The organism is Streptomyces niveus (assembly GCF_001723055.1).
GTDB lineage: Bacteria > Actinomycetota > Actinomycetes > Streptomycetales > Streptomycetaceae > Streptomyces > Streptomyces niveus.
In genome coordinates this window covers 1-15,644 of the sequence record NZ_MDCR01000182.1, presented here as the reverse complement: position 1 = coordinate 15,644, position 15,644 = coordinate 1, and the positions used below count along the sequence as shown (strand labels likewise).

15 protein-coding genes are annotated in these 15,644 nt (G+C 69.7%); 7 read left to right on the top strand and 8 right to left on the bottom strand.

Annotated elements, in window-relative coordinates:
- Together BHU15_RS21615 and BHU15_RS21610 are read left to right on the top strand one after the other, a co-directional pair.
- The coding region (locus BHU15_RS21615; protein ID WP_141726851.1) for an S-adenosylmethionine:tRNA ribosyltransferase-isomerase at positions 1-389 on the top strand (389 nt) is incomplete at its 5' end.
- A 262-nt stretch (positions 390-651) separates the two neighbouring features.
- On the top strand, positions 652-1,389 hold the full coding sequence (locus BHU15_RS21610; protein ID WP_069628710.1) for a transglycosylase SLT domain-containing protein: 738 nt from the start codon (positions 652-654) through the stop codon (positions 1,387-1,389).
- Positions 1,390-1,503: 114 nt separating this feature from the next.
- Here the strand turns inward: BHU15_RS21610 and BHU15_RS21605 are convergent, their stop codons facing one another.
- Positions 1,504-4,116: an ABC transporter ATP-binding protein/permease gene (locus tag BHU15_RS21605; RefSeq protein WP_438284974.1), complete on the bottom strand. Its 2,613-nt coding sequence runs from the start codon at positions 4,114-4,116 to the stop codon at positions 1,504-1,506.
- Positions 4,117-4,392: 276 nt separating this feature from the next.
- On the opposite strand from BHU15_RS21605, the gene serB reads away from it, so the two are divergent.
- Positions 4,393-5,628: a phosphoserine phosphatase SerB gene (gene serB / locus BHU15_RS21600; protein ID WP_069628709.1), complete on the top strand. Its 1,236-nt coding sequence runs from the start codon at positions 4,393-4,395 to the stop codon at positions 5,626-5,628.
- A 95-nt stretch (positions 5,629-5,723) separates the two neighbouring features.
- On the opposite strand, the gene BHU15_RS21595 is transcribed toward serB, so the two are convergent.
- The 4 genes from BHU15_RS21595 to BHU15_RS21585 all read right to left on the bottom strand — a co-directional run bounded on the left by BHU15_RS21595 (position 5,724) and on the right by BHU15_RS21585 (position 8,196).
- Positions 5,724-6,242, bottom strand: coding sequence for a SixA phosphatase family protein (locus BHU15_RS21595; protein WP_069628708.1), 519 nt, complete (start codon positions 6,240-6,242; stop codon positions 5,724-5,726).
- Positions 6,243-6,330: 88 nt separating this feature from the next.
- Positions 6,331-6,537 (bottom strand): hypothetical protein, encoded by a 207-nt coding sequence (locus tag BHU15_RS21590; protein ID WP_069628707.1) that lies wholly within the window; start codon positions 6,535-6,537, stop codon positions 6,331-6,333.
- A gap of 226 nt (positions 6,538-6,763) precedes the next feature.
- The gene (locus BHU15_RS41465; RefSeq protein ID WP_023542633.1) at positions 6,764-6,880 is read right to left on the bottom strand and encodes an SGM_5486 family transporter-associated protein; all 117 of its coding nucleotides are present in this window, start codon (positions 6,878-6,880) and stop codon (positions 6,764-6,766) included.
- A 17-nt stretch (positions 6,881-6,897) separates the two neighbouring features.
- Positions 6,898-8,196 (bottom strand): CynX/NimT family MFS transporter, encoded by a 1,299-nt coding sequence (locus BHU15_RS21585; protein WP_069628706.1) that lies wholly within the window; start codon positions 8,194-8,196, stop codon positions 6,898-6,900.
- Between the two features lie 122 nt (positions 8,197-8,318).
- Here BHU15_RS21585 and BHU15_RS21580 point away from each other — a divergent pair, with 122 nt between their 5' ends.
- Entirely contained in the window at positions 8,319-9,002 is a 684-nt protein-coding gene (locus tag BHU15_RS21580; protein WP_069628705.1) for a FadR/GntR family transcriptional regulator, read from the top strand.
- 4 nt (positions 9,003-9,006) lie between these two features.
- Here the strand turns inward: BHU15_RS21580 and BHU15_RS42170 are convergent, their stop codons facing one another.
- The 3 genes from BHU15_RS42170 to fabG form a co-directional block, all read right to left on the bottom strand.
- A complete protein-coding gene (locus BHU15_RS42170) occupies positions 9,007-9,501 on the bottom strand; it encodes a hypothetical protein (protein ID WP_174566065.1) in 495 nt (164 codons plus the stop codon).
- A gap of 155 nt (positions 9,502-9,656) precedes the next feature.
- Positions 9,657-10,427, bottom strand: a complete 771-nt coding sequence (fabI, locus tag BHU15_RS21570; protein WP_023542629.1) for an enoyl-ACP reductase FabI — start codon at positions 10,425-10,427, stop codon at positions 9,657-9,659.
- A 4-nt stretch (positions 10,428-10,431) separates the two neighbouring features.
- A complete protein-coding gene (gene fabG, locus BHU15_RS21565; protein ID WP_069628704.1) occupies positions 10,432-11,151 on the bottom strand; it encodes a 3-oxoacyl-[acyl-carrier-protein] reductase in 720 nt (239 codons plus the stop codon).
- Between the two features lie 204 nt (positions 11,152-11,355).
- Between fabG and BHU15_RS21560 the strand changes: the two genes are divergently transcribed.
- The 3 genes from BHU15_RS21560 to tyrS all read left to right on the top strand — a co-directional run bounded on the left by BHU15_RS21560 (position 11,356) and on the right by tyrS (position 15,611).
- Complete coding sequence (locus BHU15_RS21560; protein ID WP_069628703.1) at positions 11,356-12,879, top strand: TldD/PmbA family protein; 1,524 nt, start codon at positions 11,356-11,358, stop codon at positions 12,877-12,879.
- A complete protein-coding gene (locus tag BHU15_RS21555; RefSeq protein ID WP_069628702.1) occupies positions 12,876-14,267 on the top strand; it encodes a metallopeptidase TldD-related protein in 1,392 nt (463 codons plus the stop codon). The genes BHU15_RS21560 and BHU15_RS21555 overlap by 4 nt, the downstream gene beginning before the upstream one ends.
- A gap of 66 nt (positions 14,268-14,333) precedes the next feature.
- Positions 14,334-15,611 (top strand): tyrosine--tRNA ligase, encoded by a 1,278-nt coding sequence (gene tyrS / locus BHU15_RS21550; protein ID WP_069628701.1) that lies wholly within the window; start codon positions 14,334-14,336, stop codon positions 15,609-15,611.
- Positions 15,612-15,644 lie beyond the last annotated feature (33 nt).

Genomic DNA, 15,644 nt, shown 5'->3' with positions numbered 1-15,644 from the left:
CCGTCGTCCCGACGGCGACGACGGCCCGGCTGGTGAACGCCGCCGTGGCGGGCGGAGGCCGGATCGTCGCCGTCGGGACGACGGCCGTACGGGCGCTGGAGTCGGCGGCCGGTCCCGGCGGAGGCCTGCGGGCGGCGGCGGGCTGGGCGGATCTGGTGGTCACGCCGGGGCGCGGGGTGCGCGTCGTCGACGGGCTGCTGACCGGGCTGCACGAGCCCGCGGCCTCGCATCTGCTGATGCTGGAGGCGATCGCCGGACGACCGGCGCTGGAGCGCGCCTATACCGAGGCCGTACGGCATCTCTACCTCTGGCACGAGTTCGGCGACGTCCACCTCGTCCTGCCGGACGAGACCGCTCACTCTCCGAGTTGCGCCAGCAACTTCCGGTAAAGCGGACCCCCGCCCAATGTGACGCCGCACATAGGACCCACATCACTTACGAAGGTACGTAGTGGACATAACGACAGGTGTAAGTGTGGCGTGAGTGGGTAGCACCATGTCTCTTTTGCACCCCTTTCAACTACCAAGGGTCGTACATCCCACCTTTGCCAAGGGTTTTTGCTGCCGCTAAGAATTGCACCCGTCGCCGCCGAAGAAAGGCATCAGGCCGACCGGCCACCGCGACGCCCCGCTATTCGAAGAGGTATGTCGTATGACCGCGTCCAGCACCCCTGGCAACCGTCTGAAGAAGAGCCACAAGCTCTCGATCGCCGGCGTGACAGTCGTCGCCGCCGCGGCCGTCTCACTCTCCCTGGTCCCCGGCAACGCGTCCGCCGACGCCGAGGCCAAGAAGGTGTCCGCCTCCGTGTCCACCGCCCCGGCGGCGTGGAACATCGCGAACGGCAGCGGTCAGGCCTCAGCCGTCACCGAGAGCCTGACCAACCAGAGCACCATCGCCGACCGCGTCGCGGAGATTCACGCGAAGCAGGACTCGGCGCCGTCGACGGCGACGGCGAAGGCCAAGGCCGACGCCAAGGAGAAGGCTGCCGCGAAGAAGAAGGCAGCCGCCAAGAAGCGCGCGGCCGAGAAGTCCAAGGCCAGCCGCTCCGCCGACCGCAAGCCGGCCTACGCGAACAACCTGAACGGATGGATCAAGGAAGCCCTGTCCATCATGAAGAAGGAGAAGATCCCCGGCACGTACGAGGGTCTGCACCGCAACATCATCCGTGAGTCCAGCGGTAACCCGCGTGCGATCAACAACTGGGACATCAACGCCAAGAACGGCGTCCCGTCGATCGGCCTGCTCCAGGTGATCAAGCCGACCTTCGACGCGTACCACGTCAAGGGCACCCCGCACAGCCAGTACCACCCGGTCGCCAACATCGTGGCCGCGGCCAACTACGCCGCCGACCGCTACGGCACCATCGACAACGTCGACAGCGCCTACTGAGCCGCTGCACGGCCACACAGCACCGTACGTAACGCATGACGCACAGACGCCGGTGGGCGGCACCCCGCGAAAGGGGTGCCGCCCACCGGCGGCGTGCGTGGTGCGGTGTCCGTGTTACTTGCGCATGACCTCCGGCTCGTGGCGGCGCAGCAGTCGCGCCACCGCGAGCCCGCACACGACTCCGATGAGCAGCAGGATGGTGATGTTGAGGCCCCACTGCGCCACCGTGTGCTCCCAGAGCGGGTCCAGGTCGGTCGGGTTCTCCGGCTCCCACGGCGGCATCAGATGCGCCAGGTCGAGGGTCGCACCGGTACCGGCGATCGCCCAGCGTGAGGGCATCAGCCAGGCGAACTGCTCCAGGCCCGGCGAACCGTAGACCTGGAAGAGCGTGCCGGTGAAGACGACCTGGACGATCGCGAACATGACCAGCAGCGGCATGGTCTTCTCGGCGGTCTTCACCAGCGAGGAGATCACCAGACCGAACATCATCGACGTGAAGCCCAGCGCGATGATCACGATGCACATCTCGACGGCCGGCGGCATGAGCAGGCCGTCCTCGGGCAGCGCGCGCGGCGCGAAGCCGATGCCGCACAGGATCACGCCCTGGAAGGCCGTGATCACACCGAGCACGATGACCTTGGACATCAGATACGCGGAGCGGGAGAGGCCGGTGGCCCGTTCCCGTTCGTAGATCACCCGTTCCTTGATCAGTTCGCGTACGGAGTTCGCCGCGCCCGAGAAGCACATGCCGACCGCGAGGATCAGCAGGATCGTGCCTGCCTTGCCGTTGAACTTGCTCGGCGGCTCCGGCGGGCCGAGACCGAACTCGGCCGGGATCACGACGCTCACCACGCCGAGGACGGCGGGCAGGATCACCATCAGAGCGAGGAAGCCCCGGTCGGAGGCGATCACCGAGGAGTAGCGGCGGATCAGCGTCCAGAGCTGGGAGCCCCAGCTCTGCGGCTTCGGCGGGCGCATCTGCTGCGGCGACGGCATGTGGACGGACTGCGCGGCGACGGCGTCGATGTCGGCGGCGTACATCTGGTAGTGCTGCGAACCGCGCCAGCGGCCCGCCCAGTCGTAGTCGCGGTAGTTCTCGAACGCCGAGAAGACATCGGCCCAGGTGGTGTAGCCGAAGAAGTTGAGCGCCTCCTCCGGGGGTCCGAAGTACGCGACCGAGCCGCCGGGCGCCATGACGAGCAGCTTGTCGCAGATCGCCAGCTCGGCCACCGAGTGTGTGACGACCAGGACGGTACGGCCGTCGTCGGCGAGGCCGCGCAGAAGCTGCATGACGTCGCGGTCCATGCCCGGGTCGAGACCCGAGGTGGGCTCGTCCAGGAAGATCAGCGACGGCTTGGTCAGTAGTTCGAGGGCGACGGAGACACGCTTGCGCTGGCCGCCGGAGAGCGAGGTGACCCGCTTCTCCTTGTGGATGTCGAGCTTCAGCTCGCGCAGCACCTCGTCGATACGGGCCTCGCGCTCGGACTCGGCGGTGTCGCCGGGGAACCGGAGCTTGGCCGCGTACTTGAGCGCCTTCCGTACGGTCAGCTCCTTGTGCAGGATGTCGTCCTGCGGGACCAGACCGATGCGCTGGCGCAGCTCGGCGAACTGCTTGTACAGATTCCTGTTGTCGTACAGGACGTCGCCCTCGTTGGCGGGCCGGTAGCCGGTGAGCGCCTTGAGAAGCGTCGACTTGCCGGAGCCCGAGGGGCCGATGACCGCGATGAGCGACTTCTCGGGGACGCCGAAGGAGACGTCCTTGAGGATCTGCTTGCCGCCGTCGACCGTCACCGTGAGATGGCGGGCGGAGAAGGAGACCTCACCGGTGTCGACGAACTCTTCGAGCCGGTCGCCGACGAGGCGGAACGTCGAGTGACCGACACCGACGATGTCGTTCGGGCCGATCAGCGCCGTGCCCGACTTGTGCATCGGCTGGCCGTTGACATACGTGCCGTTGTGGGATCCGAGGTCGCGGATCTGATAGCGGCCGTCGGGCGTCGAGGTGAACTCGGCGTGCAGCCGGGAGACCTGGAGGTCGGAGACGACCAGTTCGTTCTCCAGCGCACGGCCGATACGCATCACCCGGCCGACGGCCAGCTGATGGAAGGTGGTCGGACTGCGGTCCCCGTACACCGGCGGCGCCCCCGCCGCGCCGCCGATGCCGGGACCGCCATGACCCGCCGGACCGCCGGCACCCGGGCCCCCCGGCCCTGCGTGCTGCTGCGGTACGTAGCCGTGCTGCGGCTGCTGCTGTTGATGCTGGGGCGGCTGCTGCTGCGGTGGCGGCCAGCCCTGTTGCTGAGGCGGCTGCTGCTGAGGTGACCAGCCGGGGCCGCCCTGCGGCTGCGGCTGCGCGGGCGCGTGCTGCGCCGGGGCCTGGGCCTGCTGGGGCGGTGCGCCCTGGGCCTTGTGGACACCGGCCGCCGCGCCGCTGAGATTCAGCCGGGGTCCGTCGGTCGCATTGCCGAGACGTACGGCGGTACCAGGACCGATTTCCATCCGCTGGATCCGCTGACCCTGCACATAAGTGCCATTGGTGCTGCCGTGATCCTCAATTGCCCAACCACGGCCCCCCCAACTGATGGTGGCGTGACGCCACGAGACCCGGGCGTCGTCGATCACCAGGTCCCCCTGCGGATCGCGCCCCAGGCTGTACGACCTGGACTGGTCGAGCGTCCAGGTCCTTCCGTTCATTTCAAGTACGAGTTCCGGCACTCCATGCCCCACTGGTTGTCCCCCGGGTTACTCCCCATCACGGGGAGTCTAGGGATGGCGAACATCGGGGGGAACTATTTCAGGCCCGCCCCCTTATATGAAAGTCAGGCCTCGGAGAAGACCGCAAAAGCCCCCTTCGGGGCGCGGCGAAACGTAAGTGAACGGGCCCAAATCCCGTTAAGCGGGACGAGGCTGGGGTGTCCGCGTCCGGACGCCTCCGCGAACAGCTGTCCGGTACGCGGGACGCCGGGTCGCCCCACGCGCCCCGCCCGATACGGTGGGATCACCATGAGCGCATCGCAGCCCCGTCAGACCGCTGACGCCGCACCCACGCTTCTCGTCAAGATCTTCGGCAAGGACCGTCCGGGGATCACCGCAGGCCTCTTCGACACCCTCGCCGCCTACTCGCTCGACGTCATAGACATCGAGCAGGTCGTCACCCGTGGCCGTATCGTCCTGTGCGCCCTCGTCACCGCGCCGGAGGCCGGCAGCGGCGCCGAGGGTGAGCTGCGCGCGACCGTCCACAGCTGGGCCGAGTCCCTGAAGCTCCAGGCCGAGATCATCTCCGGCACCGGTGACAACAGGCCGCGTGGCAGCGGCCGTTCCCATGTCACCGTGCTCGGACACCCGCTGTCCGCCGAGTCGACGGCGGCGATCGCCGCCCGTATCACCTCGACGGGCGGGAACATCGACCGTATCTTCCGGCTGGCGAAGTACCCGGTCACGGCGGTGGAGTTCGCCGTCTCGGGCACGGAGACCGAACCGCTGCGCACCGCGCTGGCGACCGAGGCCGCCGAGATCGGCGTCGACGTGGCGGTGGTCTCGGCCGGGCTGCACCACCGGGCGCAGCGGCTCGTCGTCATGGACGTCGACTCGACGCTCATCCAGGACGAGGTCATCGAGCTGTTCGCCGCGCACGCGGGGTGCGAGGAGCAGGTCGCCGAGGTGACGGCCAGGGCCATGGCCGGTGAGCTGGACTTCGAGCAGTCGCTCCACGCGCGCGTCGCGCTGCTGGCCGGGCTCGACGCGTCGGTGGTGGACAAGGTACGCGCGGAGGTACGGCTCACGCCCGGCGCCCGCACCCTGATCCGTACGCTCAAGCGGCTCGGGTACCAAGTGGGCGTCGTGTCCGGCGGGTTCACCCAGGTCACCGACGGGCTGAAGGACCAGCTCGGGCTGGACTTCGCCTCGGCGAACACGCTGGAGATAGTGGACGGGAAGCTCACCGGACGGGTCGTGGGCGAGATCGTCGACCGGGCGGGCAAGGCGCGGCTGCTGCGGCGGTTCGCGGCGGAGGCCGGGGTCCCGCTGTCGCAGACGGTGGCGATCGGCGACGGGGCCAACGACCTGGACATGTTGAACGCGGCGGGGCTGGGGGTCGCGTTCAACGCGAAGCCGGTGGTCCGCAGGGCCGCGCACACGGCGGTGAACGTGCCGTTCCTGGACACGGTGCTGTATCTGCTGGGGATCACGCGCGAAGAGGTCGAAGAGGTGGAGGCGACGGAGTCGGCGGAGTCCGGCTGACCGGCCCCGACAACACGAACAGAGCCCCGGCACGGTGTGCCGGGGCTCTCTTTGCTTCTTGGGGCTCGGTTCGCCTGAGGGAGTTGGGAGGGGCGTCAGTCGTGCGGGGCCCAGTATTCGAGCAGCGTGCCCACGTCGGGCTCCACGGTCTTCCACGTGCCGGTGAAGCCGATCACGGCGAACGCCGACGTCGGGAACGCGCTCGCGGTCAGCCTGCCCAGGGCGTCACCCTCGGCGCGGGCCGAGAGGGCGTCGGCGAGGGCGTGCATGCCGGGGTTGTGGCCGATCAGCAGCAGGTCGTTCACCTCGTCCGGCGTCTCGGTGAGCAGCGCGAGGAGGTCGCCGAGCGTGGCGTCGTACAACCGGTCCTCGTAGACGGTCCGGGGGCGCTGCGGCAGTTCGTGCACCGCGAGCTTCCAGGTCTCACGCGTACGGGCCGCCGTCGAGCAGAGAGCCAGATCAAAGGCGATACCGGTCTCCCCGAGCCGCCGACCGGCCACCGGGGCGTCCGCGCGGCCTCGCTCGGCGAGCGGCCTCTCGTGGTCGGCCACGTCGGGCCAGTCGGCCTTCGCGTGCCGGAGTAGGACAATCCTGCGGGGTGTTTCGACGCTCATGCATCCCAGCTTCGCACGAAATGCGGCGCCAGGCGCGGGGTGTTGACGGGCTCGCCCGTCCGGAGTGACGGGGACGGGCGCCGTCCCGCTACCGGGCGAAGGTCTGCTGGATCTGGATCACCACATGCCCGACACCGGGCTCACCGGCGGAGGCGGCGGCCTGGCCGGGACCGGCCATCAGCAGGAGCAGCGCGGCGAACGCGATGGCCGGGAGCACGACGGCCCACCAGGGCAGACGGATGTCGACGGCGTCGGGTGACGGGCGGTGGGGCCGGGTGTGCGTAGGGGCCGACATGGCCGCCTCCGTAGGTCTGCGGTTGAAGTACCTCAAAGCTACGGATCACCGATCGCGCCGCCCATCCGGAGACCCACCCACTCGACCCTGACCCTGGCCCCCTAAGGGACGGTGGTGCCAGCACCACCCCGGCCGCCCTGGACTCTCGGGCGAGTGAGCCGAAGGGCGCGCCGCTGTCGAAAGCGAGAGCGCCCGGAGGCGGACCGAGCCCCAGGAAAGGAGGGCCTCAGGGCGAGGCGATCGAGGCGATGACGGCGATCACGACCATGATGCCGATGATCGTGCCGAACATCAGCAGCAGTTTCTTCTGGCCGTTCTGGGGATTCGGATCAAGGACTGGCATGCGCACAGTTTCTCATCTCAGCACTCGTCCTCGATCGTCCGGTCCCTCCCGGCGATGACCCCGAGGATGATCTGCGGCACCATCAGCCCGCCCATCAGCATGATCGGCAGCTCCCAGCCGCCGCTGTGCTGGTAGAGCACCCCCACCAGCAGCGGCCCCGGAATGGAGATCAGATAGCCCGTGCTCTGGGCGAAGGCGGACAGTCGTACGACCCCGGCGCCGGTCCTCGCGCGCATGCCGATCATCGTGAGTGCCAGCGGGAACGCGCAGTTGGAGATGCCCAGCACCACCGCCCACACCCAGGCCCCGGCGGCGGGTGCGAGGAAGAGGCCCGCGTAGCCGGTCAGACCGCAGGCGCCGAGGGCGATGACGATCGGGCCCTGGTTCTTCATCCGGGTGGCCAGTCGCGGGATCACGAAGGCCAGCGGGACGCCCATCACCATGGTGACCGCGAGCAGCAGCCCCGCCGTACCGGCCGGGACCCCCGCGTCGCGGAAGATCTGCGGCATCCAGCCCATGGTGATGTACGCGCCCGTGGCCTGGAGGCCGAAGAAGCAGCCGAGCGCCCAGGCGGTCCGGCTGCGGGTGATCCTCGGGGGCGGCGCCGGGGTCCGGTCCGGCTCCCGCCGCCGCGCCGGGTCGGCGTCCGGGCCGCCCGGCGCGCTCCCGCGGTCGCGTACGAGGAGCGCGGCCCACGGCAGGACGGCGACGGCGGCGACCACGGCCCACACACCGAGGCCCAGGCGCCAACTGCCGCCCAGCGCCGTGGTCATGGGGACGGTCGCGGCGGCGGCCACGGCCGTGCCGGCGGACAGCGACATCGAGTAGAGACCGGTCATGGTGCCGACCCGGCCGGGGAAGTACCGCTTCACGATCACCGGCATCAGCACGTTGCTGACGGCTATGCCCATCAGCGCGAGCGCGCTGGCCGCGAGGAAGGCGGCGGTGCTGTTGGTGAAGGGGCGGATCAGCAGACCCGCCGTGATGGCCACCATGCCGGCGAAGACGACCGCGCCGGGCCCGAAGCGGCGGGCGAGGCGCGGGGCGGTGATGCCGAAGACGGCGAAGCAGAGTGCCGGTACGGAGGTGAGGACCCCGGCGACGCTGCCGCTCATATGGAGTCCGTCGCGTACGTCTTCGAGCAGCGCGCCGAGGCTGGTGATGGCGGGACGGAGATTGACGGCGGCGAGAACGAGTCCCACGACCAGCAGCCGGGTCAGCCACACGGTCGTCCGGGGCGACGGTGCGGGAGGATCGGCCGGCGGGAGCGAAACGTCCTCGCGGGGCGGGAGCGGGGTCGTGGTCTCGTCAAGCATGGAGCCATCATAGAATCATGGGATGATTGGTTGTCCAATCCTGGCCGATCCTGACCAATCCCGTTGTCCAATCCCGTTGTCCAATCCCGTTGTCCGATCCGGCACTGAGAACTTGGAGCACCATGGCCCTGACCTCCCCCCGGCGATCCGCGCTCTCCGATCAGGTGATCACCGAGCTGCGGAACCAGATCACGTCGGGCGAATGGCCGGTGGGCTCACGCATCCCCACCGAGGCCGAGCTGGTCGAGCAGCTGGGGGTGGCCCGTAACACCGTCCGCGAGGCCGTCCGCGCGCTGGCCCACAACGGGCTCCTCGACATCCGGCAGGGCTCGGGCACGTACGTCGTCGCCACGAGCGAGCTGGCCGGTGTGATGCACCGCAGGTTCGCCGACGCCGACGCCCGGCACATCGCGGAGGTGCGCTCCACCCTGGAGGCCTCGGCGGCGCGGCTGGCGGCCGAGCGCCGTACGGAGCGGGACATGCGGCAGCTGGAGACGCTGCTGGCGCGCCGCGAGGAGGCGTGGTCGGGCGGGGACGCCGAGCTGTTCGTGGCGGCGGACGCGACCCTGCATCTCGCGGTGGTCGCGGCCTCGCACAACGAGGTGCTGACCGCGCTCTACGCGGACCTGAGCGAGCTGATGCGTGACGGGCTGCGCGCGGATGTGGGGCGTGAGCTGCGGCCAGCGTTCCATCTGGACCACGCGCGGCTGGTGGCGGCGATCAAGGCGCGGGACGCGGAGACGGCGGGGACGGAGGCGGCGAGCCACGCGTTCACCTGCCTGCGTGAGACGGTCCAGAACGCCTGAGCGGTCAGGGCGCGACGCGCTCGTGGCTGACCCAGGCCGATTCGACCTCTTTCCAGCAGCGCCCGCTGAGCCGCGCGTAGCCGGCGGGCCCGGCCTCGGCGGGCGCGCTGTCGGAGTCGACGTCCCACCAGCGCGCGCACTCGATGTGCAGCTGGACGCGGTCGGTCTCCGGATACGGGTTGTGGCAGAAGGCGGTCACCAGCGAGCCCTGGGCCGTCGTACGGCAGGAGGCCCCGAACGGCTCGCGCTCCCGGTCACGGCGCCGGTCCCGGTCCCGGTCCCGGTCGTCGTCCCGGTCATGCTCGTCGCCCCGGTCACGCGGGTCGCGAGCGTCGCCGTCGTCCGCCGCGACCCCGTTGACGCCCGCGACATCGGCCGCGGAGGACCTGACCGCCGGAGGCGGCGACTCGTCCCGTACGACGGCGGTGACGGCGAGGCCCACCACGATCAGCACCGCCACCGTCAGCGAGGCGGCCACCTTGCGTGCTCTCCGGTACACAGCGACACCTCCTCCGCGATCAGTCTGCGGGGATTCGTCACCGTTCTCGACTCGGACGGACACACACAGTGACAGCCGCCCGAGGTGGCGTACGACAGCACGAAGCCGCGTGACCGCCGGACGGGGCGGTCACGCGGCTTCGCGGACTTGGATCGTCAGGCACCCATCATGTGGACGCCACCGTCGACGTGCACGATCTCGCCCGTCGTCTTCGGGAAGAAGTCCGACAGCAGCCCGACGACACCGCGGCCCGTCGGCTCCGGGTCGGCCAGGTCCCAGCCGATCGGCGCGCGGTGGTTCCACACGTCGGCCAGCTCCTCGAAGCCCGGGATGGACTTGGCGGCCATCGACCTGAGGGGGCCGGCCGAGATGAGGTTGCAGCGGATGTTCTGCGCGCCGAGGTCACGCGCGAGGTAGCGGTTGGTGGATTCGAGCGCCGCCTTCGCGATGCCCATCCAGTCGTACTTGGGCCACGCGAACTGCGCGTCGAAGGTGAGCCCGACGACCGAGCCGCCGCGCTCCATCAGCGGCAGACAGGCCATGGTCAGCGACTTGAGCGAGTACGCCGAGACGTGCACCGCCGTGCCGACGTCCTCCCACTCGGCCTCCAGGAAGTTGAAGACGCCCTGCGGGCCGAAGGCGATCGAGTGCACGACACCATCGAGGCTCGCGCCTTCGCCCTGGTGCTCACGGATCTTGTCGGCGAGGGAGTCCAGGTGCTCCTGGTTGGTGACGTCCACCTCGATGACGGGGGCGGGCTTGGGCAGCCTCTTCGCGATGCGCTCCACGAGCGAAAGCCGGCCGAAGCCGGTGAGGATGACGTCCGCGCCCTCTTCCTGCGCCACCTTGGCGGCGTGGAAGGCGATGGAGGAGTCGGTGAGGACACCTGTGACGAGGATGCGCTTGCCGGCGAGGATTCCACTCATGTGATCAGTGACCCATGCCCAATCCGCCGTCAACGGGAATGACGGCTCCAGTGATGTACGAGGCGTCGTCCGAGGCGAGGAAGCGGACAGCCGCCGCGATCTCCTCGGGCTGCGCGTAACGACCGAGGGGGACCTGGGCGACGATGCCCTTGCGCTGCTCGTCGGTGAGCACCTTGGTCATGTCGGTGTCGACGAAACCGGGGGCGACCACGTTGAACGTGATGTTGCGCGAGCCGAGTTCGCGGGCGAGCGAGCGGGCGAAGCCGACCAGCCCAGCCTTGGAGGCCGCGTAGTTCGCCTGGCCGGCCGAGCCGAGCAGCCCGACGACCGAGGAGATCAGAACGACCCGGCCCTTCTTGGCGCGCAGCATGGCGCGGTTGGCGCGCTTGACGACGCGGAAGGTGCCGGTGAGGTTGGTGTCGAGGACGGACGTGAAGTCCTCCTCGGACATCCGCATCAGCAACTGGTCCTTGGTCACACCGGCGTTGGCGACCAGCACCTCCACGGGACCGTGCGTCTCCTCGATCTCCTTGTAGGCCTGCTCCACCTGCTCGGCGTCGGTGATGTCACACCGGACGGCCAGGCAGCCGGCCTCCGTCAGGGCCTCGGGCGGCTCGCCCGTGCGGTAGGTGATGGCGACCTTGTCGCCGTTGCCGACGAAAGCCAGGGCAATGGCAAGGCCGATGCCCCGGTTTCCTCCGGTGACGAGAACCGAGCGGCTCAACGGAGCACCTTTCGTAGCTGTCTGGGCTGTCTGCTCTGATACCAGGAAAACCTATCGGTCGCGGCGGCGGTCCGTGGACTCGGGCATGGACAGCGCCTCGGTACGGTCGCTGTGGGGTCCCTACATAAACGCGGCGAAACTCACCTCCGTACCGCATGATTCACTGCGGACACCTTTACCGAGGCGTGTGAAAGGGAGGCCGACGTGCCCCATGAGGTCGATCAGTCGTTTCTCGCGTTGCCGCTGAGGGCGCTCGCCGACGCGGCGCTCGCCAGGGCGCGGGCGCTCGGCGCCGATCATGCCGACTTCCGGTTCGAGCGGGTACGGAGCGCGGCCTGGCGGCTGCGCGACGCCAAGCCCGCCGGGTCGTCGGACTCCACCGATGTCGGGTACGCGGTCCGCGTGGTGCACGGCGGCGCGTGGGGGTTCGCCTCCGGGGTCGATCTGACGATGGACTCGGCGGCCAAGGTCGCCGGACAGGCCGTGGCGATGGCCAAGTTGTCCGCGAAGGTGATCGCGGCGGCGGGTTCGGACGAGCGTGTGGAACTGGCCGACGAGCCGGTGCACGCGGAGAAGACCTGGGTGTCGGCGTACGAGATCGATCCGTTCGACGTACCCGACGAGGACAAGACGGGACTGCTCGCGGAGTGGAGCGCGCGGCTGCTGCGCGGGGACGGCGTCGCGCATGTGGACGCCTCGCTGCTGACCGTCCATGAGAACAAGTTCTACGCGGACACGGCGGGCACCGTCACCACACAGCAACGCGTCAGGCTGCACCCGCAGTTGTCGGCGGTCGCCGTGGACGGTGAGAGCGGCGAGTTCGACTCGATGCGCACCATCGCCCCGCCGGCCGGGCGCGGCTGGGAGTACTTGACGGGCACCGGCTGGGACTGGGACTCCGAGCTGGAGCGGATCCCGGCGCTGCTCGCCGAGAAGATGCGCGCGCCGAGCGTCGAGGCGGGGACGTACGACCTGGTCGTCGACCCGTCGAACCTCTGGCTGACGATCCACGAGTCGATCGGGCACGCGACGGAGCTGGACCGGGCGCTCGGTTACGAGGCGGCGTACGCGGGCACGTCCTTCGCGACCTTCGACCAGTTGGGGAAGCTGGCGTACGGCTCGTCGATCATGAATGTGACGGGTGACCGCACGGCGGAGCACGGGCTGGCGACGATCGGGTACGACGACGAGGGCGTCGAGGCCCAGTCGTGGGACCTGGTCAAGGACGGCACGCTCGTGGGTTACCAGTTGGACCGGCGGATCGCGAAGCTGACGGGCTTCGACCGGTCCAACGGCTGCGCGTTCGGCGACTCGCCGGGCCATGTGCCGGTGCAGCGCATGGCGAACGTGTCGCTGAAGCCGGATCCGGGCGGGCTCGGCACGGAGGATCTGATCGGTGGCGTGGAGCGCGGGATCTATGTGGTCGGTGACCGTTCGTGGTCGATCGACATGCAGCGCTACAACTTCCAGTTCACCGGGCAGCGGTTCTTCCGGATCGAGAACGGCAAGCTGGCCGGGCAGTTGCGGGATGTCGCCTACCAGGCGACGACGACGGACTTCTGGGGCTCGATGGAGGCGGTCGGCGGACCGCAGACGTATGTCCTCGGCGGCGCCTTCAACTGCGGCAAGGCCCAGCCGGGTCAGGTCGCGGCGGTCTCGCACGGCTGCCCGTCGGCCCTGTTCCGCGGTGTGAACATTCTCAATACGACGCAGGAGGCCGGAAGTTGAGCACGAGCAGCAAGCCGCACGAGATCGTCGAGCGGGCTCTCGAACTGTCCACCGCCGACGGCTGCGTGGTCATCGCCGACGAGCACTCGACCGCCAACCTCCGCTGGGCCGGCAACGCGCTGACGACGAACGGCCTGACGCGCGGCCGTACGCTCACCGTCATCGCGACCGTCGACGGCAAGGAGGGCACCGCCTCCGGTGTGGTGTCACGATCCGCCGTCACCGCCCACGAGTTGGAGCCGCTGGTGCGCGCCGCCGAGGCAGCCGCCCGGGGTGCGGGTCCCGCCGAGGACGCCCGGCCGCTCGTCGAGGCCGGGCCGGTGTCCGAGGACTTCACCGACGAGCCCGCCGCGACGACGTCCGCCGTCTTCGCGGACTTCGCGCCGGCGCTCGGCGAGTCCTTCGCGCGTGCCCGCGCCGGGGGGCGTGAGCTGTACGGCTTCGCGAACCACGAGCTGTCGTCGACGTACCTGGGGACGTCGACGGGTGTACGGCTGCGCCATGACCAGCCCAACGGCACGCTGGAGCTGAACGCCAAGTCGCCCGACCGGTCGCGGTCGGCGTGGGCGGGCCGGGCGACACGGGACTTCAAGGACGTCGACCCGGCGGCGCTCGACGCGGAGCTGGCGAAGCGCCTGGCCTGGGCGGAGCGCCGGATCGACCTGCCGGCGGGGCGGTACGAGACGTTGCTGCCGCCCACCGCGGTGGCCGATCTGCTGATCTACCAGCTGTGGTCGTCGTCGGCGCGGGACGCGGCCGAGGGCCGTACGGTCTTCTCGAAGCCCGGCGGCGGCACCCGCGTCGGTGACACCCTCGCCGAGCTGCCGCTGACGCTGCGCAGCGATCCGAACGAACCGGGCCTGGAATCCGCCCCGTTCGTGATCGCGCACGCGTCGGGCGACGACGCGTCGGTGTTCGACAACGGGCTGCCGCTCGGCGCGACCGACTGGATCAAGGACGGCAGGCTGGACCGGCTGACCACCACCCGGCACAGCGCGGAGCTGACCGGGCTGCCGCTCGCGCCGGCCGTCGACAACCTGATCCTGGACGGCGGCGGTGAGCGCTCGCTGGAGGAGATGGTCGCCGGCACCACGCGCGGGCTGCTGCTGACCTGCCTGTGGTACATCCGCGAGGTCGACCCGGCCTCGCTGCTGCTGACGGGGCTGACCCGCGACGGTGTCTACCTGGTCGAGAACGGCGAGGTCGTCGGCGAGGTGAACAACTTCCGCTTCAACGAGTCGCCGGTCGGCCTGCTCCAGCGGGCGTCGGAGGCGGGCCGGACGGAGAAGACGCTGCCGCGTGAGTGGGGCGACTACTTCACCCGGGCCGCGATGCCCGCGCTGCGGGTGCCTGATTTCAATATGAGTTCGGTCAGCCAGGGCGTATAACCTCGGAAGGGTTCCGGCGTCGTGGACGCCGGACCGACCTGACTCATCTAAGGAGACGCGAGAGACGTGACGGATATCGTCGAGGAGCTGCGGTGGCGCGGGCTGATCGCCCTGTCCACCGACGAGGACGCACTGCGCAAGGCGTTCGCGGACGGCCCCGTCACGTTCTATTGCGGCTTCGACCCGACCGCGCCCAGCCTGCATCTGGGGAATCTGGTCCAGATCCTCACCATGCGCCGGCTCCAGTTGGCGGGGAACCGTCCGCTGGGCCTGGTCGGCGGCGCCACGGGTCTGATCGGCGACCCCAAGCCGAACTCGGAGCGCACGCTGAACGCGCCCGAGGTCGTCGGTGAGTGGGTGGAGCGGCTGCGCGGGCAGATCGAGCGGTACCTGGACTTCGACGGTCCGTACGCCGCGACCATGGTCAACAACCTGGACTGGACGTCGGGGATGTCGGCGATCAGCTTCCTGCGCGACGTCGGGAAGTACTTCCGGGTCAACAAGATGATCGCGAAGGAGGCGGTCGCGCGGCGGCTGAACTCCGACGCGGGGATCAGCTACACCGAGTTCAGCTACCAGATCCTCCAGGGCATGGACTTCCTGGAGCTGTACCGGCGCCACGGCTGCACGCTCCAGACCGGCGGCAGTGACCAGTGGGGCAATCTCACGGCGGGTACGGACCTGATCCACCGGGTCGAGCCCGAGGCGTCGGTGCACGCCCTGGCGACCACGCTGATCACCAAGGCCGACGGCACCAAGTTCGGCAAGACGGAGTCCGGCACGGTCTGGCTGGACCCCGAGCGGACGACGCCGTACGCGTTCTACCAGTTCTGGCTGAACGCGGACGACCGGGACGTCTCCAAGTTCCTGCGGATCTTCAGCTTCAAGTCCCGCGAGGAGATCGAGGAGCTGGAGAAGCTGACGGAGGAGCGTCCGCAGGCCCGTGCGGCGCAGCGCGCGCTGGCCGAGGAGCTGACGACGCTGGTGCACGGCGCCGAGCAGTGCGCGGGTGTGGTCGCGGCGTCGAAGGCGCTGTTCGGGCAGGGCGAGCTGACGGGTCTGGACGCCGCGACGCTGGCGGCGGCCCTGTCGGAGGTGCCGCACGCGCGGGTGGCGGAGCTGGCGCCGATGGTGGATCTGCTGACCGAGGTCGGTCTCGCGCCGAGCAAGTCGGCGGCCCGCCGGACGGTGAAGGAGGGCGGGGCGTACGTGAACAACGTCAAGGTCACGGACGCCGAGGCCGTGCCGGACGCCGGGGAACTGCTGCACGGGCGCTGGCTGGTGCTGCGCCGGGGCAAGAAGAACCTGGCGGCGGTGGAGGTCACCGCGGACGCGGCTTCCTGACCCCGAGTCCTTGGACAGGGGTACGGCCCGGTA